We start from the raw sequence: 23,424 nt of genomic DNA on the forward strand, positions 1-23,424 counted from the left end.
TTACATAATTATCTTCTAGTGTCAACATTACTGATATATTTCATATGTATATAATGAAATATTTACTTATTTTTTCATATTTGATAATCAAATATTTAAATTACTAAATTACTAAATTCAATAAATTAATTTTTCTATTTCCACAATACTTAAATTTTATTTACTATAAAATAATTGTAGAAAATACTGCTCCTAAAGTTCCCCCTATTATTGGTGCAATTACTGGAATCCATGAGTATCCCCAATCTGAATCGCCTTTATTAGGTATAGGTAATAGTGCATGTGCAATTCTTGGTGCTAAATCTCTGGCTGGATTAATTGCATACCCTGTTGTTCCGCCTAAGCTTAGACCAATTGCCCAAATTAGTAATCCTACAAATAACGTTCCCATTCCATTTGTTAAATTTTGTGCTCCCATTCCTAAGATTCCAAAAACCAATACAAAGGTTCCTACAACTTCACAGAAAAAATTCATTAGGTTGTTTCTAACAGCTGGACCTGTACAAAATACTGCAAGCTTGTCTCCTTGATTATCAGTAGTTTTAAATTGATCATAATTAAAAATAAATACTAAAACAGCTCCTAAAAATGCACCTAAAAATTGTCCTGCAAAATATATTGGTACTTGACTCCATGCCACTTTTCCTATAACTGCAAGGGCAATTGTAAGTGCTGGATTAAAATGAGCTCCACTATAACTTCCGAAAATTAAAGCTGGAATTGCTACCGCAAACGCCCATCCTGTTGTAATTACCATCCATCCTGAGCCATTTCCTTTTGAATTTTTAAGTACAACATTTGCTACTACTCCATCCCCTAATAGAATAAGAAGCAACGTACCTACTAGCTCTGCCAAAAATATTGTCATATCACTTTCCCCTTTCAATATGGTTATTTATTTTGTTTTCTCATAGGTTTATAAAATCACAATCTTTTTTTGCATACACCTACTCTCTTAATTTATACTCTCACATATAATTGCTAAAAAACTATACATTAGATAATTATGATTTTAAGATTTATCTACATAAGGCTTTAATTATTAAAGAAGCAAATAAATATACTCATGGAAATTTGGGCATAACAATAGCCACACAAAACTTCTTGAAATTTAAGCAATAATTATTCTATACTACTTAAATTTTAATTTACCTAGTACCCAAAAAGCTGTTCTAAGTAAATTTAGTTTTATGTGGCTTATTCTCTAATTCTCTATAGCCTACATTAAAAATCTCTTTCAAAATCACAATGTAATTGTTTTCTTGCTGTTCTTAGTATCACACATTTATTTTTCAATGTCAACCTTAGTTAATAATATAACAGTTTTAAAATTATAAAAACAATCCTCCTATTTCTTGTAATTCTTTAATTTACATTATATTTAGATTCAATATTTTCTTAATATATTTATATTTTTTATTTAACGTTAGCATATATGGGCTTATATTGTTAATATTTTATTTAACATATCAAAATCATTATTGAACCTAAATACTCTTTAATCTTTTCAAATTATAATTATTATATCTAACTTATACCTATTATTTTATATATGAAAATCATCAACTAAAATTATTTTTTACTCTAAATATACTTTTATTTATATATATCAGAAAATTCTAAATTAATTCGTTCAATTAAATTTTGTCCTATAGATTCACCAGAACGGTTTTCTTCGCAAATATCCTCAGACAATCTACAAGGAATATTTATTATGAACTCAGTACCTTTGCCTAACTCACTTTCAGCAGATATTGTTCCATCATGTAATTCCACTAAACATTTTACAAGTGAAAGTCCGATACCGCTTCCTTCACAATCTCGAGTAAGAGATTTGTCTACCTGAATAAAGCGTTTAAATATATCGTCTATCTTATCTTCTGGAATCCCTCTTCCTGTATCTTTTACTCTTATACAAATATTCTCATTAAAATCCTCTATATTAACGGTAATTTCGCCTCCAGAAGGAGTAAACTTAACTGCATTTGATAATAAATTTAGTATAATCCTTTCAATCTTTTCTGGATCACAAGTAATATTTTTTTCTTCTATCTCTGTGTCAAATATTAGAGATAATCCTTTATTTTCAATGTAATCTGCTACAGATAAAGTGATGTTTTCAACAAGGTTAATTATATCTACATTAGCTTCATTCATATCAAAATAACCCGAATCAATTTTTGTTATGTCTATTATGTTATTAACAAGCCTTAAAAGCCTATAGCAATTTTGCTTCATTATATTAGTATATTTATAAAAATTACTATCTTGAAAAGAACAATCTCTAAGCTTAATCTCATGCATTTGAAGTGCTGAAAAAATAACATTTATAGGTGTTCTTAATTCATGTGAAATATTAGAAAAAAACTCTGTTTTAATCCTATCATATTCTTTTATTTCATATATTTTTTTTCTTTCTTCTTCAACACTCTTTTCTAACTCTTCCATGTGCTTTCTTTCAGTTATATCTATTGCAACTCTCATAAGCAATTTATGTCCATCCTGCATTTTTCCTATATAAGCAGAATAAAAATTCCAAATTCTAGTTAGCCCATTTTTTGTTTTTACATAGTATTCCCCATTATTTTGTCTTCTATGTAAGCTAAATAGCTTATCAACATCTTCATTATTCAACTCTTCTTCAAACACCTCAGATATAGCTGACCATTTTGATATTGTTGGAATATCCTCAATTGAATATCCTGTAAATTCAGTCCATGTCCTATTAATCTTTTTTACTTCTCCAGTTTCTGTATATAACATTATAGGCAGTGGGGCCTCTTCTAATGCGTATCTAAACTGTCTTTCACTTTCTTTTAGAGCTTCTTCTGTCTTATTTCTCTCTGCAATTTCCTCCTCTAACATTAAGTTGAAATCTTTTAATTCCAAAGTTATTTCCTCAATTTGCTTATATCCCCTATTGGCCTTTTCTTCTAATCTTTTATTTTCTTTTATAAGTAATTCATTAATTTTTTTTATTTCTTCATAATTATGTTTATATTTATCCAATTCTCTGTTTAATTCTTTTTGAGAATTCTTCACTTGATTAAGTTCTTTTTTTAGTTGTTCAATTATTTCTTCTTTATAATCATTCACTTTATTTTTGTTTTTTAATTTATTTTCCATTTATTTATAGCCCCATTTCAGAAAATTTAAATATAATCAATAAAGTTGACTTTATACAACTATTTTGTTTTAAATACTAACATGGCTGAGGTCTGATTCATATGACCTATAAACTGCTCTCCATACGTAGAAAATCCTATTGTAGGAATATTATTAAAAATTTCTCCATATTCCTCTTCTAAATGCTTTCTCTCTAATTCAAGGATTCTCTCAACACAGTCAAAATTAATGATTCCATCTATTCTTCCCATTTCTGTTATTTTATTTCCAATTGCTTTTTTAGTATCTTCAATAATATTTGTGGATTTTAGTAATCTAACTTCCATTCCCTCTAATATATTGCAATAAAACAGCATACTAGTATCCTTAGTTCTTTGAGGAGTTCGTATGAACATGTTATCTTCTCCAACAGTTAATCCTAAAGGGTTTGTACTAAAATATTTTGATACTTCACTAATCGAAGTTGCACCTACAGCCTGAGCATACTCGTATACAGCAGGCCTATTATTAAATTCAATTACTTCACGTTTTTCTTCATCAACTTTATTAGCAATAAATACATGGTTTAACGGAGTAAAACTTTGTGTTTTAATAATGTCAAATTCAGCATTATCATTTATTTTCAAAATTAATAAAGCAGCTGAATTAGTATATGCTATGCCTTCAGCAAAAATATATGTTTTCAGAAATTTATGATCGTCTCCTGCAGAACCACCAACAAAAAATATATTAGTTCTATCTCCAATTAAGTCCATTATCTTTTCTTCTTTCATGCTTATACCATCAATTAAACTAACACCGACAAATTTTCCTGAATCCATAGTATATAAACTTTCACCATAATAATTTTCAAAAGAAGCAAATGTATCATCTAAATTTAAAGTTTTATTCATATTTTCAATTACTTCCAGCTTAACATCTGCAATTATATTAGAATTAATAGCCATTGCTACAACAGAATTCTTCAATAATTTCCCACTCACAAGTTCTCCAGCAGTAGAACACCCCACAACAACACAATCTGCAAAAGCCTCCTTCATAAGTTTACTGAGCTTGTATTGATCGTATGCATTAGATGAAAAAAATACCACTAGCTTTATATTAGAAATATTCAGTTGACTTTTTATTTCTGCAACCGCTTCCTCCTCTAGGAATTTTGTTGAAAATGCAGATTTTATATTTAGTTCCTCTTTATCAAAGCTTTTCACGTTCAACTGTTTAGCAATATTCAAAAGTTTTTCAATTATTATCACATCATCTGGTGAATCTTCATCAAACTTATTAGGATTTATTCCTTTCAAAATAAGCTTAGCTATAGTCATCTCTTTAATAGCTGGATTCCCATTAGCTCTTTCTTCAATAATATTATCAATAATGCGCTTTATTTGACCGCCCAATACAATCACCCTTTTTTCCATAAAATCCACAAAAACAATTTCCTCTTTACTAATAGAATTTTATACTTAAATTCTAAAATAATTATAACATATTGTTACTATATTTCGTTTATTTACAAAATAAATATTTTATTTTTTCCCATAAAAACAAGACATCACCTTTTATACTAATTAATACAAAAAGTGATGTAGCCTTAATATCTTAAATTGTAAATTAAAAGCACAATTTTTAATAACCTTATAATTAATGCTTTATTTCTGAACTTATTTAAAATCTTCTATTCTTATTATATTATCTATTTTATCAACTGATTTTAATGCTTTAATTTCTTTAATTGCATTATCAATTTTAGCTTCATTAGTCTTGTGAGTAACTAATACAATGGTTACCTGACCATCTTCTTCATCACCCTTTTGTATTACTGAACGTATGCTCACATTATGCTTTCCAAGTATTGCAGTTATTTCTCCCAATACTCCTGATTCATCTAAAACAGTAGCTCTTATATAAAACTTACTTTGGATAGCACCCATGTCTAAAATTTCTCTTTCCCATAGGTTGTTTTTTACCACTGGGTTTGGATTTTCTGTGTCAACATTGCTTCTTACTATAGAAACAATATCGCTTACTACAGCGCTTCCCGTTGGGAGGTCTCCTGCGCCTCTTCCATAAAACATTAAATCTCCAACTGCATTTCCTTTTATGAATACAGCATTATATGAATCATAAACATTTGCAAGAGGATGTTTTTTAGGAATCATCGTAGGGTGAACCCTTAATTCCACTTTTCCATCAACTTCTTTTGCTATTGCAAGTAGCTTAATTCCCATTTTAAATTCTTTAGCATATTTCATATCTACAGCTTGAATTTTTGTAATACCTTCTCTATATACATTTTTCACATCGATTTTTGATCCAAAAGCTAAAGCAGAAAGTATTGCTAATTTATATTGAGCATCATACCCTTCAACATCTGATGTAGGATCTGCTTCAGCATAACCTTTTTCTTGTGCTTCCTTTAAAGCTTCATCGAAATCAGCATCTTCAAGTTCCATTTTACTTAAGATATAGTTAGTTGTTCCATTTACTATACCGTAAAGATTTTGTATTTTATTTGCTGTTAAGCTTTCATCTATTCCTTTTATTATTGGAATTCCTCCAGCTACACTTGCCTCATATTGGAACATTATGCCCATTTCATCAGCTTTTTCAAAAAGCTCATCTCCACCAGTTGCAAGTAACATTTTATTTGCAGTTACTATATGCTTTTTCTTTTCCATACATCTAAGCATATATTCTCTTGCTGGTTCCATTCCTCCCATAACTTCAACAACTATTTTAATAGAATCATCTTCTAATACTTCATTAAAATCTGTTGTAACAAGTTCATTAGGAATATCAACACCTCTTGGCTTATTCTTATCTCTTACAAGAACCTTTGCAACTTCCACTTCATAACCGCATCTTTTCATGATTTCTTCTTTATTAGAATTTAAAATCATCCAAACACCACGACCAACATTCCCCAATCCTAGCAGTGCTATTTTTACTTTTTTCATATTGTGCCCCCCTTAAGTTCAACTATTATAGCTAATAGTATACCTCTTAATTATAATTGTTATCTTAATTTTTGGCTATATTTTTTTGCTTAATAACCTAAATTTAGTTAATGTGCTACCATTTCTTATGAGCGCCATGAAAAAAACATAATATAATAAACACTATAAAAAAATAAATTCCAATTATCATTTTCGCCAACACCTAACTTTCATTTATTATATTTTGTTTTATTTTAACAATTTATATCTTTTTAAGTTTTAATACACATAATATTACAAATGTTTGGTTACCTATTATATTTTATTCATATAATTATATAAATAACACAAGTCATATATTTAATTTTTTAATAAAAATATACATATATAAATTTACTTTATCATATAATCTTATGATTATAATGATTGGAGTAGTTATACATTGTTTAAAAAGAATAAACCTTTAGAATTTGATAATAACCCAACTAAAGATATTTTCAATAAAAAAAGTAAAATTACTTGGAAAAAAGTAGTACTTTCAATATTTTTTTTATTTTGTATAGTCTTAATTGGTGTTACTTTTATCTTAAATAGTTATTTAAACAAAATTAATAAAATTGAAATTGACAAAAATGATCTTAGTATTGAAGAAAATATATCTGACAGAGAACAGACTGAATTACAAAATAGTGAGGCCTCTACTCTACAGAATAGTGAAACTGATGCCCTAGAAAATAACAATATACAAAACATTGCTCTATTTGGAATAGATGAAACAGAAGGAATTGCAGGACGTTCAGATTGCATTATGATATTAACAATTGATAATAAACATAAAAAATTAAAATTGAGCTCAATAATACGGGACTCTTATGTTGTAATACCTGGTAAAGGAAAGAAAGATAAAATAAATCACGCTTACGCTTTTGGAGGACCACAGCTTGCCTTAAAAACTCTTAATGAAAATTTCAAATTAAATATTAATCAATTTATTTCTGTGAATTTTTCTTCTTTACCTAAAATAATAGATAGTATTGGTGGGTTACAATTAAATATAACTACTGACGAACTTAAATATATAAATAATTATATAGAAAATCTAAATAATCTAAATGGCACAACTTCTCCTGATATTACTATTTCTGGCCTTCAAAAAGTTGATGGGACTCAAGCCTTAGCCTATTGTAGGATACGCTATACAGATGGTGGGGATTTTGAGAGAACCCACAGGCATAGAATTGTATTAAATCAATTATATGAAAAATGTAAAGCGCTTTCAATTAATCAATATACTTCTATTTTAAATCAGTTGCTTCCTCTTGTTGATACTAATTTAGAAAAATCTGAAATACTTTCACTTGCTTTAAATTTAAATTCATTTAGAAGTGAAACAATATTACAAGATAGATTTCCAAGAGATGAGGATGGTAATGGAAAAATCATAGATGGAATATATTATTATGTTCATGATGAAGATGCGACAATAAAAAAAATCCATAATTTTATTTTTGAAAGTAATAATTAAAATATTTTAAAAGTAATATATCATATTTGTCTAATAATTTATCGATATGTTACTTTTATTTTCTATATTACTTTTGTAATACAATTCATTTTTCAATATTAAACTAAATACACATAACTATATAACAAATTTACTAATCACATTTCACAAATAAATTGCTTAAAGCCACTTATCATTAATCGAATAAAAGGAGTTAGTTATGAAAAAGTTTTTTTTTGCTGTTCAGTGGATATATAATAAATGTAATAATTCAATTCCTTACATTATTTTATTGACAATCATAGGATCTATTGCTTCTCTAATAAGCGTAAATATTGCACTTATTACTAAATCATTAATTGATTCTACTACTACCTCTAATACCTATAATATAAACAAATATATTATAATTATGGCTGTTTTGCTATTACTAAATTTAATTTTAGATTGTGTAAAAACTATGTTAAATACTTTAGGTTTGGAAAAAACAAGAAATCAAATGCAAAAAAGTATTTATAATCATTTAATTTTAACTCGTTTATCAGATAGCTCAAAATACCATAGCGTAGAATTATTAACTAGGATGACTAATGATGTTCAAACTATAGTTAATGTTCTAGTTACCATAATCCCTAATATGTTCTCATTTTCTGTAATGTTCATTTTTTCATTTTTTGCACTTTTAAATCTTTCTCCGCAAATGGCTTTAATAGCAATGATTATTTTTCCTGTTTTGATATTTTTAAGCAAAATATATAGTAGAAAGCTTAAGCATTTCTATTTGGAAGTTCAAAAAAACGAGACTGAATGTAATAGATTTTTGCAAGAGAGTTTAAATAATATACTTATAATAAAAAGTTTTTGTTTAGAGAGTGTTAGAATGAAAGATTTATCTATTCTTCTAAATAATAGACTAAATATATCATTTAAAAGGAGCTTCTTTTCTTGTATCTCTAATGGATTTTTTTCACTCAGTTCAGTATTAAGCTATTTTTTTGTATTCATTTGGGGTAGTATTAATTTATCTGCAAATAATGCTGCTACAAATTTTGGTAGTTTAACTGCTATGCTTCAACTATTTTCAAATATGCAAACTCCAATCTCAGTACTAGCTTCCTCATTTCCACAATTAATATCTGCAATATCTGCTATAGATAGATTAAAAGAGCTTGAAGAATCACAATTAGAAAATACTGTGCTCTTACCAGTTAGAAATATAAATAATGCTAATTTAACAGAAGATTTAATAAAATATATTAATCCATATATTTTATTAAAGAATGTCTCTTTTGAATATGTTAACAACAAAATAATTTTAGATAATATATCTGTAAGTATAAATCCAGGTGAAACTATAGCACTTATAGGTCGTTCTGGGGAAGGTAAAACAACTTTAATTATGCTTATTTTATCTCTCCTCTATCCCACAAAAGGTAACTTATATATTAACCAAGATAAATTATCCCCGTTTCATAGACATCTTATTTCATATGTTCCACAAGGAAACACGTTATTTTACGGTAGTATTTTAAGTAATTTAACTTTTGGAAATGAAAATATTGCTTATGATGAAGTGATTACTGCATTAAAAATGTCTTGCGCCTATGACTTTGTATCTGCACTAGATAATAAGTTAGATACTATCATTGGAGAAAAAGGTTGTGGATTATCCGAAGGACAAGCTCAACGGCTAACAATTGCAAGAGCATTATTAAGAAAGAAGCCAATTCTTATACTGGATGAAGCTACTTCTTCTTTAGATCCTCAAACAGAACTAAATGTTATTAATCAAATTAAAAAAATACAACCTAAGCCTATATGTATAATAATTACCCACAGACCATCAGCTTTATCTATTTGCGATAGAGTATTTAATTTGGAAAATAAAAAATTAATACTTGTTAATACCTAAAATAAGATCCCAAATTGAAACTTATGCTCCAATTTGGGACCTTATTAATTTTATTTGTTCATTAACTGTAAATGAATTTTGGGGTCTTATTATTTTATAATATTTAATTTGCTTAGCTATCCTCACAATATTATTAAAATATTCGCTTTTAATTCCAATTATAGTTGCAATTTCTACTCTATAAATATTCTTAATTAATAAATTAAGTTTCTCTACACCAACTATTTCTTCTATTGTTACCTTATAATCTTCTATTGATTCATTTTCTCTAACTGTTACTTCCGCAATATAACAAAGTTCTTTAGAATTATTCATAAAATTATCTTGAGAAGGTATGGCAAATTTATCTCTCCCTTCATCTATTCTCACAAAATCCTTTATATTTAATCCAAGCTTAATTGCAGCATCTCTACAAAGTTTTTGCTGTGGATATGCTGGATTTACTATAAATTTCCCATTTAAATTCATACTAATTGCTGAAACATCATCAGCTAAAAATTTATAGCCTTGCACTCCAAATGCTAATGTTAATGTTGATTTTCCAGTTCCCATATCCCCTGTTATAATTAGACCCTTATCATTTACTACTATTGTTCCACCATGAATTGCAACTATATTTCTTTGAATTAGCAAAGTTCCAAATGCACTACCTAACAAAAATGTTTTTATGTCTTGTTTACTTCCACCTTTGCACTCAATAAATATCTTTTTACCATCACATATTCTAAATATTGCAACTCCATTAATCATAAACCAAAATTCATTTTCATTATTTCCAACATAAATTCCATTATTTATTTTGTCTTTAATTTCGGTAGTCATTTTATCATACCTTACAATTACATCAATATTTATTGTTTCAGTATTCTCATCTTTTTTTATAATCTCAATTGCCTCTGGTAATTCTATTTCTGATTCTATAATTAGCCCATATATTTTATATAAATAATAGTTTCTATCTATTTTATACAACCACCTTTCTTAAATCTTGCAACTATAGCAAATCCTTCCCCATTTCCTCCTGTTACATAAAGTTGACCACATCGTATCCAAGAATGAGCAATTATATTTTTCCCCGAGCTCTTGTCCAAAGATATTTCCTGCGTATTGTCCTTTTTTAACAAGATTTCTTCTTTTGCTACTCCTAAATATATTGTTGATTCTATTTTTTTATGGCTTAGTAAATATTGTGCTGTCAAAGCTCTAACAAAACATTTACTTTCCCAAGGAGTATGATTAGATACTTTTTCAATAGCCCATCCTATTTTTCTTGCCATATTGTATTCTTCTTGACTAACAGCAAAAGTGGATTCTTTATTCAATTCTCCAATATATATTTTGAGTTTCCGAAATGGTATTATAAGTATTGCTGCTCTAGCTACTGCCGTTAAAATAACAATACTTATAATTAATAACTTATCATTTAATCTAAAAAACATAAATTCCTTAATTCTTTTAATCCACTGTAATAAGTTCTGCATCTTTTAATCGCCTTAAATAATTAATAACACTTTTTTCACAGCTTTCTTTATCAATATCATATTCATTCAATAGAATATTTATTATTTCACTAACACATATTTCATTTTCTACTATATCCCATATTCTACTTCCAACAGAATTTAATGCAAAATATCTACCTTTATCTAAATTCATCATCACTTTTTCTTCATTTAATTCTGTAGCATCTATATCTTTTGATTGACATATCTTTGAATTAACATCCAACATATTATTGGCAATCTCCTTTACTTAAAATTCTAATAATGATAGTAGTCCTTTTCTTATAAAGGACTACTATCATTATTGTTTCGCTTTACTTTTAGCTATAAACCCAGCAACCATATGAGCTACAATCCCACCAGCTAGAAGACTTTTTGTGCCATGTTCCATGAGATCGTTCAGTGAATTTAACTGATAAATCCATAATTTCTGGTTCTGCCCATTTCATTTTTCTCATAATTTCCTCTCCTTAATTTTACTATCATAAATTAATTAAATCAGCATTAAATTTATTTATAAACTTTGCAAAAATCAAAGTTTGTAACAAAAATACTATTTCTTCATTGTCTCTTTCTGTTATTCCGTTTTTAGTTGTATTTAGTACCCTTCTTACTTTATTAATATTAATATACTTTTCAATATCTTTTTCATTCACTGCTTTTTCTATTTCTACATAAATTTCTTCCCATATTGGTATTAATCTTTGAATCCAATCTGCTGCTTGTAATCCGCTTTTGTTCATATTCATTCTTATTTTTTCTGGTATTAATCCTTTCATAGAATTTCTAATCAACCTTCTATCTACACCATCTTTAAAGTATTGTTCTGTTGGTAGGCTTAAGCAAAATTCTATAACACGTATATCTGCAGTAGGATCTCTAAATATAATTCCATTTGATAATGCCATTTTATTTATTATATCTAATACTTCTGAATCATGTATTGGATCAATTAGAATTTCTTTAGCTTTATTTAGTACCATTGCTTCATCTATTATTTCGTTTAATTTTTTGTCATTAAACCTTTCATATACATTCCATTTTTCTATTAATTCATTATTTACTGGTAAATCTTCAAACATATCATAATTAGGATTTTTTCTATAAAATATATTCTTTTTAATTTTATGTGGTAAAAGATATTTTATTACATCTTTAATAATTCTTTTTCTTGAAATATTTTTATTTTTACTAAAATAATTTATTTCCCTAATTAATTTAATAATTTTTCCTTTGGAAAATAATGTTTTTTCATGAATAAAAAAATCTCCAAACGATACTGTTAGATTTCCATATGCTCCATTCATAACTACTCTGCAATTTTTGCTTATTGCTTTCTTTAATAAATTATTTAACCAGTATGAATTTTGTACTATCTTATATGGACGTTCAAATATACTTATTAATTCATCTATAACATTAAAACCATTACTTTCTTGAAAAGCATAAAAATTCGTATCCATATTACCTATGAATTCACTTAGCAATCTTACATTATTGCTTTCATCTCTAATTCTATTATCAATTTTATCATCTTTAAATTGCTTCATTGGTACTGCAGAAAAAGTTTTTAAAATCTTTCCTTGATTTTTTAATAATTTTGAAGCTATTGCTGCAACTGATGATGAATCTAATCCCCCGCTAATCCATAATCCTATCTCATCTCTTCCACGTAGTCTACACCTTATAGCCTCTGTATATATATTCAGAAAAGCATCTATATATTCTTTATCTGTACTTAGCTTTAATTCTTTTATTTTTTCTACTGGATTCCAATATATGTGCTTTTCAAATTTATCATTAGTGATTACGAAAGTATGAGCAGCTTGCAATTGCTTTATTTCCTTATATATAGTTTCCTCATCTTCAGTTACGTGGCCACCATCTAACGCAAGATAATCTACAATCCATCGCTCATTTAATTCTACTTTTCCTTCTATAAGATTTATTAAAGGACTTGAAACTGTGCAAAAAGCAAATTTATTACCATTGTAATAGTAATAGTAAGTTCTAGTTCCAAGATGATCTCTACCACAAAATAATTCTTGCTTTTCTTCATTCCATATAGTAAAACAAAAGTTACCTAATAAATGCTTAGGGCATTCTTTTCCCCACTTCTTATAAGCCATTAGTATATATTCACTATCTGTAAAATCTTCGACTTTATTTTTCTTTAATTCAAATTCATCAAGAAGTTCTTCCCTGTTATCAATAATTGCATCGGCCGTTATAATTAACTTACTTTCAGTATCATAATATGGTAATCTCTCTCTTAATGATTCTGTAGTAATGTATTGAATACCGCATCCTACAAAAACATTTTTTTCAAGTATATATTTATAACTATCAATTTTATACTTTTCCATTGATTTGATCATAGATTTACCCAATTCTTCTGAAACCTGTTTCTCGTCTAAGTTTATTATCCCCCAAATTATTCCACTCATTTTGCCCTCCTCCTAGAGCTTAGCTTTCTTATCTTAAATCTGTAATTTACTATACTATATTTATTTAAAATCATATTCCATTTTTTAATTCTACTCTAAATTATAATATCTTTATTTTTTCTATAATTCTCTTTTATAATAAAGCTGCTCTATAGGTTAAATATATTGACTATCTCGCGTTTCTTTTCTCTAATATTTATTTCTTGCTTTGTATATCTAAATATCTTTATTAATCCGTATTTTCTTATGGCTCTAAATATTCTATGAATCCATGCTACTGGAAGCAAGCAAAAATGATTTTTTACATAACTATATTTAACTGACAACTCTTTTCTATTTTCAAATACTATTGGTATAATTTTCTTAACTTTTATATAAAAATTATCATTCTTATATAAAAGTTTTAAATCTATTCTTTCTTTACGACTAACTCCTAAATTAATAATATTTTCTAATAGTAAATTTATATGCTCTTCTTTTAAGATTGTATTATTTAAATAAAAAAAAGGTGCTTTTATTTCAAATAACTTATCACACAATGCATAAAGCCCTTCTGTAAATGTCAATATCCCATATTTAGTAATTCTATCTTTAAAATTCATCCAATCTATGTCTTCATACTTATTTTTTGTAAATAGTGCCAAGTCATATAATTGTCTTATACCCAATCCACTACACTTAGCATGAACTGCCATATGCATACATAAATGTATTAAAAAATCTTCATCACTAAGTGTTTTAATTTTTAAATCATATATATTAATTTCTTGAGCATTTTTCCAAATACTTTTTTCAAATTCCTTTTCATTACCAATATAATAATCTTTATTTACAAGTTCCCAATGAACTTCGACAATTGGGTTACTTTCGCTATAAAACACTGCATGTATTGGATTTTTCTCATTTTTACAAGTATAACCAATTCCAAGCAAATATTTTTTTACAGAAATATAATCTTTAATATCAATTAATATATCTAAATCACACATTGTTCTAAATTCCTGTCTTGGATAGAAATTTTTTAATATTAAACCTTTTAAGGCTAAAACATTAACTCCTTTTTGTTGTAATCCTAAAAGTATTTTTTTCGCAGAATTTAGAATATGGATTTGAATAATATTAGATTTTAAAATACTAACTTTCCATTTATTTAATATATCCTTATCAATTTGTCTTAACGTCTCCTTATCTAATGAATAATATATAAGTGCACTTATATCATGTTCTCTTGCTTCTTCTATTACTTTTTCCCAATCTATTATTCCCTCACTATTACTATTAAATTTTTCATCATTTATTGATTTTTGCAAAATATTCAGCAATTGTATTTGATATAATTCCATAAATGCCTCCTATAAATAAAAGAAACTATGCACACATTCTATATTACTTTTTCTATGCTTCTGTAACTACTCCTTTATCGTCTGTTCCATAATAGTAATAGTAATTCTTTTTTTTCTTACTTACCTTATTTATGACTATGCCTATTACATTAGCACCCACTTTATTCAAAAGGTTTTTTGCTTCTTTTACTGATTCTATTTTACTTTCTCCAGATTTCAATACCAGAATAGTTCCATCAACTTTTGTTGATAAAATTTGACCATCAGTAACAGCTTCTAAAGGCGGACTATCTATTATTACAATATCATATTGTTTTTTTAGTTCCTCTAATAAATTACTCATTGATGTTGAATTTATCATTTCTGCTGGATTAGGTGGTATTTTGCCACTTGATAATATGTGAAGATTGGATTTATACTTTTGAATTGCATTATCTAGTATTTCTTTTCCTATCATTACTTCTGAAAGACCACATAAATTTGACACATTAAATTTTCTATGAATCGAAGGCTTTCTCAAATCACAATCAATAATTATTACATTTTTTCCATTCGCTGCAAATGATAGAGCTAAGTTTCCTGATACCGTTGATTTTCCTTCCTTAGGACATGCACTTGTAACAACAATACTTTTAATATCTTTATCTATAGACGAATACTGTATATTGGTTGTTAATGTTCTATATGCCTCTGCTTCTATTGATCTTGGTTTATCTTCAACTACTAACATTTTATTATCCTCCTACCTAAATAAGTTACTCCTCCCATCTGAGTCATTTAAGCTATTATAGTTGTTTTTAGATGCTTTTCCTTACTCCTTGTATTGTTCTTATCTTCACAAGGTATCATTCCTATCACAGGAATCTCCATTATTTTTTCAGTTTGTTCTTTTGTTTTAAGTGTATCATCCATGTAATCTAAAAAGAGAGCTATAATACTACCTATAATAAGCCCTAATAAAAAAGCTATTGCTATGTTCTTCACTTTATTTGGACTTGTTGGATATTCTGGCAACTTAGCACTTTCTATAACTTTTACTTTTGCATTAGGAATAAGCTCTTTAGTATCTATCATAAACTCATTAACTACTGATTCTAATATATCTTTAGCTAATTGATTATTGTTGTTCTTATAACTTATTTCCATTACTTGAGTATCAACCTTAGGGGTAACTTCCAAACCATTAATCAATTCTTCTGGTGTTATATCTAAACCACTCTTGTAAATTGCATTTTCAATTAAATCAGTGCTTTTAATCACTTCTGAATATGTCTTTAATAAATTTTGATACATCATCACATCATTCATTTCATAATCTTGATAATAATTATGAATTTGGTCTTTACCTATAAAGACTTTTGTATTAGTCTCGTAAACAGGCTTAATTACAAAAAAGGTAATCACTCCTACTAATAATGTTACAGCGCTTGTTATTGAAGCTATAATTTTCCACTTGCTTTTTAATATTACACATATATCTTTAATTCTGAAATCTATTTCTTCCATGCTTTTCCTTCCTTCTTTTCTTAAATTTTCATTATGTTATATAATTTTAATATTTTTAAAAAGACATGCTCCAATATAAATTCATATATATTCTGTGCACCATCTATCATTTTCACATCACTACCTCCTGTGTATTTATGTTTTTCTTTAAATGCACATATCAAATTTCATCTACTATATTACATCTTATATATTATATATATTTACCTATATAATATTTTAGAAGTTCACAAAAATCATATCTATAATTTTATATAAAATATTCAATTTAACATTATTTTTATATATAAAAAAGCAAGCTTTGATTTTATCAAAAAACTTGCCTTCTAATTTATACAATTTTCCATTAATAAATGTTGATTAAAAAAACTTTCACTATACTGAGATTATTCCTGCACATAAATTTTCTTATATTATTTGTCTATTTAAGCTTAGCTTTATAATTACTACTGCAAAAATTCTGATTCTGTATATAATACTATTTTTTTGAAGACAATGATTTAAAATTACTTATTTTTATGTGCTTGTAATAGGCTAGATAAAAAATTGTTAATCCAACTAAACTTCCTAAAAAATCGATTAGAATATCACTAACTAAAGAAGTTCTTCCTGGTATAAAAGATTGATGAAATTCATCTATTACTCCATAAAGCAGGCAAATTAGCAGTATATTACCTATTGCATCTTTTCCTCTTTTATCATTGGCAAAGAATGCTCCACTTACTAAAACAGCTAATATCATATACATAAATGCATGGGCATTTTTTCTAATTATATAATCTAATTGGTTTTGTTTCATTTGTTCTTCTTTAATATTTTTTTCATTTATTATTTCATTTTTAGCATTAATTTGTGGGTTTGTTTCAGTATTTTTAATTATATTGACTATTTTATTACTTTCTTGATGTGAGATTTCTGCGTCAATACTTGACATATAAAATATAAACCCCATCCAAAATAAGCATAAAAGTATAGCAATTTTTTTCAATTTATCGCCCCTTCATATTATTTTATTTTTAATTTGAATTGCTCTTATCTTATCAAATATATAACTCAACAATATTTCATTATTTTTTTCCCTCAGCATTATTAATATCATAATATAAACAATAGCCCCTATTATAGATTGTACTATTGTAGTTATTATTTTAATACCCATAGTCATACCTATTATTCTTACAACTGCAAACATTATAACTGCAGCAAATACATATTTTGCAAATAGGTTTAAATATTGTTTAATATTTATTTCTTGTCTTAAACAGAAACACTGAACTGCAGTGACAGAAAATTCTGCCATTATTGTTGCCACACAGGTGCCAATTGCATGAATCTTAGGGATTAGTATTAAATTAATTATTACATTTATTACAGCACCACATATTACCGATACTGTAAATTCTTTTATTCTATTAGCTGGAGTTAGATATTGCATACCCATTACATTGCTCATTGCTATTAAGTACAATATAGGTGCAAGTGCAATAATTATATATTTTGCCGATTCGAAACTATTACCAAAGAACCACGGAACAAATTCGTATGATATTCCTGCAACTCCAATAGTAATAGGCACTGATATATATGCTACCCATGCTAAACTACTATTTAAATAATTATTCATGCTTTTTGTATCACCTTTAGCAAAAATATTGCTCATTCTAGGAAGCATTACTATTCCTAGTGCCGTCACTAATCCTAGAACCGTTTGTATAATTTTATCTGCTTGTTCATAATAGCCTAACTGTTCCACATTAGAGAAAGCTCCTAGCATAGTTTTATTTAGAACAGCATAGATTTGAATAGCTATTTGAGGTATGAATAATTTAATTGAAGGTACTAGGTGAACACTAATATCTTTTAATTTTATTTTGACTTTAACTACTGTGCTAGACAAATAAGCCCACATCAAAGCATTCCCAATTAACAACATTAATACGTTAATAAATACATATAATTTTAAATCTCTTGAACTATTTACAAATGTAAAAATAAGTCCAACACCAATTATTTTCACCAATAAATTCCTTATAACTACTTTCTTAAAATCTTCAATCCCCATATATAACCATGAAATATCTAATGTGGCTGCAATAATATTAAGCATCTGAATCATATAGATTTCTTTGTATATAGCTACTTTTGAAAATATTATATAATAGAGTAATATAGCAATTCCTGAGGTAATTGTTCTAAGAAAAAATATAGACCAAAACGTTTTAGACATTCTTACCTTATCATCTCTTATATAGGCAATTTGCCTATTTCCATACATTGATAATCCCAAAGTTCCAAATATTATAAAATATTGTGTAATTGATAAGGTAAAACTATATATACCTATTCCGTCAGCGCCTAAAATTCTACTTGTATATGGAACTGTTATAAGTGGTAAAACTAATGTGACTACTTGAAGCAACAGGTTATACATTAAATTTCGGGTTATACTTCGTTCCATTGCATAATTCTTCCTTCTTAAATTTCTTCCTCAACTTTTTTCAGCGCCTGTTTTACTACCTGATGCATATCATAATACTTGTATTCTGCCAATCTTCCTCCAAAAATAATTTTTTCATCTCGTTTGGAAAATTCCTTATATTTAGCATAGATAGCATCGTTTTTAGGATTATTTATAGGATAATAAGGTTCATCTCCCTTATTCCATTTTACTGGATACTCTTTTGTAATTACAGTTTTAGGTTGTGTCCCATACTCAAAATGCTTATGTTCAATGACACGAGTATACGGCACATCAAATTCTGTATAATTAACTACAGCATTGCCTTGATAATTTTCCATATCTAGTATTTCATGTTCAAATTTCAAACTACGATATTCCAATTTTCCATAACAATAATTGTAAAATTCATCTATCATTCCAGTGAATATGATCTTGTCCCCAATGCTCTCTAATTCTTTTCTATTAGCAATGAAATCTATATTGGTTCTTACCTCAATTCCTTCAAGCATTTTTTCAATAATATGTGTATAACCGCCAATTGGAATACCTTGATACTTATCATTAAAATAATTATTATCGTAAGTAAAACGAATTGGTAATCTTTTAATAATAAATGAAGGCAGCTCTGTCGCTTTCATCCCCCACTGTTTTTCAGTATATCCTTTTATTAACTTTATATATATCTCTTCACCAACTAGAGTTATTGCTTGTTCCTCTAAATTCCTTGGAACTTTAATATTAGCTTCCTCAATCTGCTCTTCTAGTTTTGCTTTAGCTTCTGAAGGTGTTTTTACTCCCCACATTTTATTAAATGTATTCATATTGAATGGCATATTATAAATGTCATTCTTATAAATAGCAATTGGTGAGTTAGTATATCTATTAAACCTTGCAAAAGAATTAATATAATCCCAAACTTCTTCATTGTTCGTATGAAAGATATGTGCACCATATTGATGAACATTGATTCCTTCTATCTTCTTTGTATATATATTTCCACCTATATGGTTCCGTCTATCAATAACTAAACACTTTTTCCTTTTTTTATTCGCTTCATGTGCAAAAATACTACCGTATAAACCTGCTCCTACTATTAAGTAATCATATCTGCCTAATATAATCTTCACCTACTTTCAGTCTAATTGAAATTGTAATATTTATCTTTTTATTCATATACTTAATCTCATTTATTTTAAACTCTAAAACTTTTTGCTCTAACAAAATTCTAATTATTTTCCTGAAATATTATGATATAATTTCAAGAGCCAATAGGACATAAACTTCGTTTTTCTAAGTAATTTTACATTAGTGAAATTATTACTCTCAACATATAGCTGATAATATTTCTCTTTAACTCGTTTGTCAAATTCTAACATTTCCTCAAAAATAGTTTTACTGTATGGAATACGAGTAAAAAGATTATATTGTTTTGAAATCATTTCAGCAATTCTATATATAATTACACTTTTGACATTGTTAGAGATAACTTCACATCTACTGTTAAAAAATTCTGAAAGTGAATAGCAAACTTTTATATGATCCTTATAATGCTTTGTTATTCCATTAATACCAACACTTTGGCCATCCATACCTATTCTATAAACATAAATTTTAGCATCAAAAAACTCTACATTATTAACATAAATCAAAGGAAATAAAACGTACTCTGTATCAGTGTAAAAGCAATTTTCATCTATAATTATGTTATTTGCCTTAAGAATTGATGTTTTATACGTAATTCCATGCATAGCTAATACAGATTTATATGTATTAGCTATTTCATTGAAATTTAATAACTCATTTTTATTAATATTTGGCAAACTAATAACATTAATATTATTATTTTGAACATTAAATGTTTTATAAGGTGTAATAACAATGTCAGCATCACAGTCTCTTAAATGATATAATGCCTTCATTAATTCATTTTTATCAAACCAATCATCGCCGTCTAAAACTTTAAAATATCTTCCTGTAGCTTCTCTAATGCCAGTATTTATAGTAGATCCATATCCATTATTTTTTTTAGAAATCACTTTGAAAATAATTGGATATTTTGTCTCATATTCTTTTGCTATCAATTCTGTTTTATCACGTGAACCATCATTAACAATCAAAACTTCAACATTATCAAATATAAATGGATCTATAAACGAATCTAACGTTTGTTTTATCCATTTTTCTACATTATAAGCCGCTATAGATACAGTTAATAGCTTATTCATTTTATAATCCTCTCTTCAAAATATATTTAAATAATATGATTATGAATAAATTCAGTTATATCAAATATGAATATGGTACTATTTCACCATTCATTTTTATAAAAGTTTCATAAATCCAAATTCCAAGCAGTCCTATGAGCATAAGCCAACCTACATATAAAGATTTTTTTCCCTTTAACTTTTTAAAGGTTGCTGGGAAAACTACAATTATTGAATAATGCAAGTAAAAAGCCATTCTCGCAATTTCAATTGATTTCATATAAGCAGCAAGCATACCAATACATCCGCATACTAAAAATGCGCAATGCAACTTTAATTTTTCTACATTAAAGATTTTTCGATAAAACGCTAATGGCAACAACAAGTATATTACATATTTAAAAACAAAATATGGGCTGAACGAAAGCTTGTCTATATTAGACACATATCCATAATAATGTTGCATACTACTTAACTTTAGAATTAATGGTGAAAATATATTTTTAAAATTTATGAAAACCAACAATCCTAAAATGATAAGCGCTTTTTTCCAGTATTTATATTTTTCGTTTGTAAAACAATTATATAAAAAATACATTGGAATCATTATTATTGCACCAACATGAAAACCAATAGCTATCATAATCCAAAAAAAGTATTTCATTAACTTTCTTTCATTTACATATTTTAAAGCAAAAAAAGCTATAGCCATTGACAATGCTTGACGAAGAATATTATAAGATTGAAAATAATAGGTAATCAAATAAGTAAAAAAAGCCAATGGGAAACTAATTTTATCAGCATATTGTTTTAAACCTAAATACATAAAAGACAAAGTCAAAAATGCCATAACAAATAATACACACTGTAAATTTCCATTAAATCTAATTATAATTTTATTTAGTAAGACATATAAAATTTCTAGACGAGATTTATATGAGGAAGACGCCATTTTAACAAATTCAGGCAAATAAGTATAATTGTAATCTGTACCTATGCCACATCTTATTCCTGCAAATAATGATGGTATTAGTATTGTTAAAAATGAAAATATTTTTCTCTTATATTTTTCATATATGGAGTACTTCCCAATACTTAAATATGAAAAAATAGTTGTAGATAAAATAATAAATATATATAAAAATATTGTTTCCATAACTGAAAGTGTTTGCCTCATTCAAATCTCTCCTAATATTAGAATTTTAATGCTATCTAACATAATAACTAATTAGTATCATTATTCACCAAAAAATTACATTGTTATTATTTCATCTTGTATATTATTACTTTTATTTTTTAACACAATTAAAACAATCCATATCTCAAAATATTATATCTAATTAAACATAGTATATAATTCTCGAACAACAAAGCTACACTCATATTTCAAAAAATCATTTGTCATCTTTATTTCTCCATTAAAAATTCTATTTATTGCTTGAATACTTGTTTTAATAATTTCATCATTAGTAGTATTGTTAACTACTATTCCATTACAATTATCATGAACAAATAGATTTATATCACCCGAATTCGTTGAAACAACTGGCACTCCACATGCAACTGCTTCTAGACTTGAGGTGCAAGTTCCTTCAAATCTTGAAAGATTTATATTAATATCTGAACTATTTAGGTAATTTACCAATATTTCACGATCTTCAATATAACCAATGTCAATGTAATTACGTTCCAGTCCTTTTTTAGCTATCAAACTTTTCAACTTTTCTCTGTCACTACCATCCCCCACCAACATTAGATAAATATTTTTATGTTCATCCAATAATCCATTTAATATATCAACCAATATAAATATACGTTTAGGATTATCTTCTACCCTTCCTCCATACATTATAATTTTACCGTCTATCGGTAAACCTAATTTTCTTCTGCATTCATCTTTATCTAAATTTTTAAATATAGTAGTATTAACAGGTATTTTCCCATAAAATATTTTATCCTTATATTTTGAATATTCGGCTTTATAATATGGGATTCCAAATTCTTTACGTAATAAAACAACTAAGGTCTTACTTGCTGTTCTAATAGATATCCTTTCCATCAAACAATACACCTTGGTTTTAAAACTCCCCCAATTTAATGTGGTATATTTACTAGAGCCATGAACTATTTGTATTAACTTTTTTCTACTTTTACTAAATATGAAAGGTAAACTATACTCTATGCGCTGTGCATATATAACATCAAACTTTTTTAATGAAGATAAATATTTAATAATATTGAATAAATAAAAGATACACAAGGGATGCCTTTTATCATCAGATATTGGTATATAAGTATATACTTTCCCACACAATTGACTTTTATATTTCTTGCCTATAATTTTCATTTTATGAGGGGATGTTCCATAAACAACTATTTCATCATCATTACTATATCTAATAATATTTTTTATATATTGATCTACTCCTCCTAATGATAAATTTTCTAAATCACCAGAATGTAGTATTGCTATTTTCATAAAT

At 26.9% G+C, this 23,424-nt stretch carries 20 protein-coding genes; 2 read left to right on the forward strand and 18 right to left on the reverse strand.

What is annotated here, in order from left to right; translation table 11 throughout:
• Positions 1-163: 163 nt before the first annotated feature.
• The 4 genes from GXK56_RS16335 to GXK56_RS16350 form a co-directional block, all read right to left on the reverse strand.
• Positions 164-868: an MIP/aquaporin family protein gene (locus tag GXK56_RS16335; protein ID WP_160689295.1), complete on the reverse strand. Its 705-nt coding sequence runs from the start codon at positions 866-868 to the stop codon at positions 164-166.
• Positions 869-1,596: 728 nt separating this feature from the next.
• Positions 1,597-3,126, reverse strand: a complete 1,530-nt coding sequence (locus GXK56_RS16340; RefSeq protein WP_160689297.1) for a PAS domain-containing sensor histidine kinase — start codon at positions 3,124-3,126, stop codon at positions 1,597-1,599.
• Between the two features lie 59 nt (positions 3,127-3,185).
• A complete protein-coding gene (locus GXK56_RS16345; RefSeq protein ID WP_347707962.1) occupies positions 3,186-4,544 on the reverse strand; it encodes an FIST N-terminal domain-containing protein in 1,359 nt (452 codons plus the stop codon).
• A 243-nt stretch (positions 4,545-4,787) separates the two neighbouring features.
• The gene (locus tag GXK56_RS16350) at positions 4,788-6,083 is read right to left on the reverse strand and encodes a homoserine dehydrogenase (RefSeq protein WP_160689299.1); all 1,296 of its coding nucleotides are present in this window, start codon (positions 6,081-6,083) and stop codon (positions 4,788-4,790) included.
• A gap of 421 nt (positions 6,084-6,504) precedes the next feature.
• Here GXK56_RS16350 and GXK56_RS16355 point away from each other — a divergent pair, with 421 nt between their 5' ends.
• Positions 6,505-7,587 (forward strand): LCP family protein, encoded by a 1,083-nt coding sequence (locus GXK56_RS16355; RefSeq protein WP_160689301.1) that lies wholly within the window; start codon positions 6,505-6,507, stop codon positions 7,585-7,587.
• 199 nt (positions 7,588-7,786) lie between these two features.
• A complete protein-coding gene (locus GXK56_RS16360; protein WP_160689303.1) occupies positions 7,787-9,478 on the forward strand; it encodes an ABC transporter ATP-binding protein in 1,692 nt (563 codons plus the stop codon).
• A 21-nt stretch (positions 9,479-9,499) separates the two neighbouring features.
• On the opposite strand, the gene GXK56_RS16365 is transcribed toward GXK56_RS16360, so the two are convergent.
• The 14 genes from GXK56_RS16365 to GXK56_RS16430 all read right to left on the reverse strand — a co-directional run bounded on the left by GXK56_RS16365 (position 9,500) and on the right by GXK56_RS16430 (position 23,420).
• Positions 9,500-10,450: a hypothetical protein gene (locus tag GXK56_RS16365; protein WP_160689305.1), complete on the reverse strand. Its 951-nt coding sequence runs from the start codon at positions 10,448-10,450 to the stop codon at positions 9,500-9,502.
• The gene (locus GXK56_RS16370) at positions 10,438-10,959 is read right to left on the reverse strand and encodes a lasso peptide biosynthesis B2 protein (RefSeq protein ID WP_160689307.1); all 522 of its coding nucleotides are present in this window, start codon (positions 10,957-10,959) and stop codon (positions 10,438-10,440) included. Before GXK56_RS16370 ends, GXK56_RS16365 begins: the two co-directional genes overlap by 13 nt.
• Positions 10,934-11,209, reverse strand: coding sequence for a lasso peptide biosynthesis PqqD family chaperone (locus tag GXK56_RS16375; protein WP_160689309.1), 276 nt, complete (start codon positions 11,207-11,209; stop codon positions 10,934-10,936). The genes GXK56_RS16370 and GXK56_RS16375 overlap by 26 nt, the downstream gene beginning before the upstream one ends.
• Before the next feature lie 91 nt (positions 11,210-11,300).
• Positions 11,301-11,438 carry a hypothetical protein gene (locus tag GXK56_RS16380; protein WP_160689311.1) on the reverse strand — a complete coding sequence of 46 codons (138 nt, stop codon included), beginning with the start codon at positions 11,436-11,438 and terminating at the stop codon, positions 11,301-11,303.
• A 24-nt stretch (positions 11,439-11,462) separates the two neighbouring features.
• The gene (locus GXK56_RS16385) at positions 11,463-13,427 is read right to left on the reverse strand and encodes an asparagine synthase-related protein (RefSeq protein ID WP_160689313.1); all 1,965 of its coding nucleotides are present in this window, start codon (positions 13,425-13,427) and stop codon (positions 11,463-11,465) included.
• A 149-nt stretch (positions 13,428-13,576) separates the two neighbouring features.
• Complete coding sequence (locus tag GXK56_RS16390; RefSeq protein WP_160689315.1) at positions 13,577-14,770, reverse strand: nucleotidyltransferase family protein; 1,194 nt, start codon at positions 14,768-14,770, stop codon at positions 13,577-13,579.
• A gap of 52 nt (positions 14,771-14,822) precedes the next feature.
• A complete protein-coding gene (locus GXK56_RS16395; protein WP_160689317.1) occupies positions 14,823-15,500 on the reverse strand; it encodes a CpsD/CapB family tyrosine-protein kinase in 678 nt (225 codons plus the stop codon).
• Between the two features lie 47 nt (positions 15,501-15,547).
• Positions 15,548-16,276, reverse strand: a complete 729-nt coding sequence (locus tag GXK56_RS16400; RefSeq protein WP_160689319.1) for a Wzz/FepE/Etk N-terminal domain-containing protein — start codon at positions 16,274-16,276, stop codon at positions 15,548-15,550.
• Positions 16,277-16,754: 478 nt separating this feature from the next.
• Entirely contained in the window at positions 16,755-17,264 is a 510-nt protein-coding gene (locus tag GXK56_RS16405) for a VanZ family protein (protein WP_160689321.1), read from the reverse strand.
• A 12-nt stretch (positions 17,265-17,276) separates the two neighbouring features.
• Positions 17,277-18,734, reverse strand: a complete 1,458-nt coding sequence (locus GXK56_RS16410) for an oligosaccharide flippase family protein (RefSeq protein WP_160689323.1) — start codon at positions 18,732-18,734, stop codon at positions 17,277-17,279.
• Between the two features lie 17 nt (positions 18,735-18,751).
• Positions 18,752-19,864: a UDP-galactopyranose mutase gene (glf, locus tag GXK56_RS16415; RefSeq protein ID WP_243156151.1), complete on the reverse strand. Its 1,113-nt coding sequence runs from the start codon at positions 19,862-19,864 to the stop codon at positions 18,752-18,754.
• A gap of 102 nt (positions 19,865-19,966) precedes the next feature.
• Positions 19,967-20,962 carry a glycosyltransferase family 2 protein gene (locus tag GXK56_RS16420; protein ID WP_160689325.1) on the reverse strand — a complete coding sequence of 332 codons (996 nt, stop codon included), beginning with the start codon at positions 20,960-20,962 and terminating at the stop codon, positions 19,967-19,969.
• Positions 20,963-21,017: 55 nt separating this feature from the next.
• Positions 21,018-22,118 carry an EpsG family protein gene (locus GXK56_RS16425; RefSeq protein ID WP_160689327.1) on the reverse strand — a complete coding sequence of 367 codons (1,101 nt, stop codon included), beginning with the start codon at positions 22,116-22,118 and terminating at the stop codon, positions 21,018-21,020.
• Between the two features lie 159 nt (positions 22,119-22,277).
• The gene (locus tag GXK56_RS16430; RefSeq protein ID WP_160689329.1) at positions 22,278-23,420 is read right to left on the reverse strand and encodes a glycosyltransferase family 4 protein; all 1,143 of its coding nucleotides are present in this window, start codon (positions 23,418-23,420) and stop codon (positions 22,278-22,280) included.
• Between the last annotated feature and the right edge of the window lie 4 nt (positions 23,421-23,424).

Origin of the sequence: Clostridium sp. C2-6-12, from assembly GCF_009928485.1 — a bacterium.
GTDB lineage: Bacteria > Bacillota > Clostridia > Clostridiales > Clostridiaceae > Clostridium.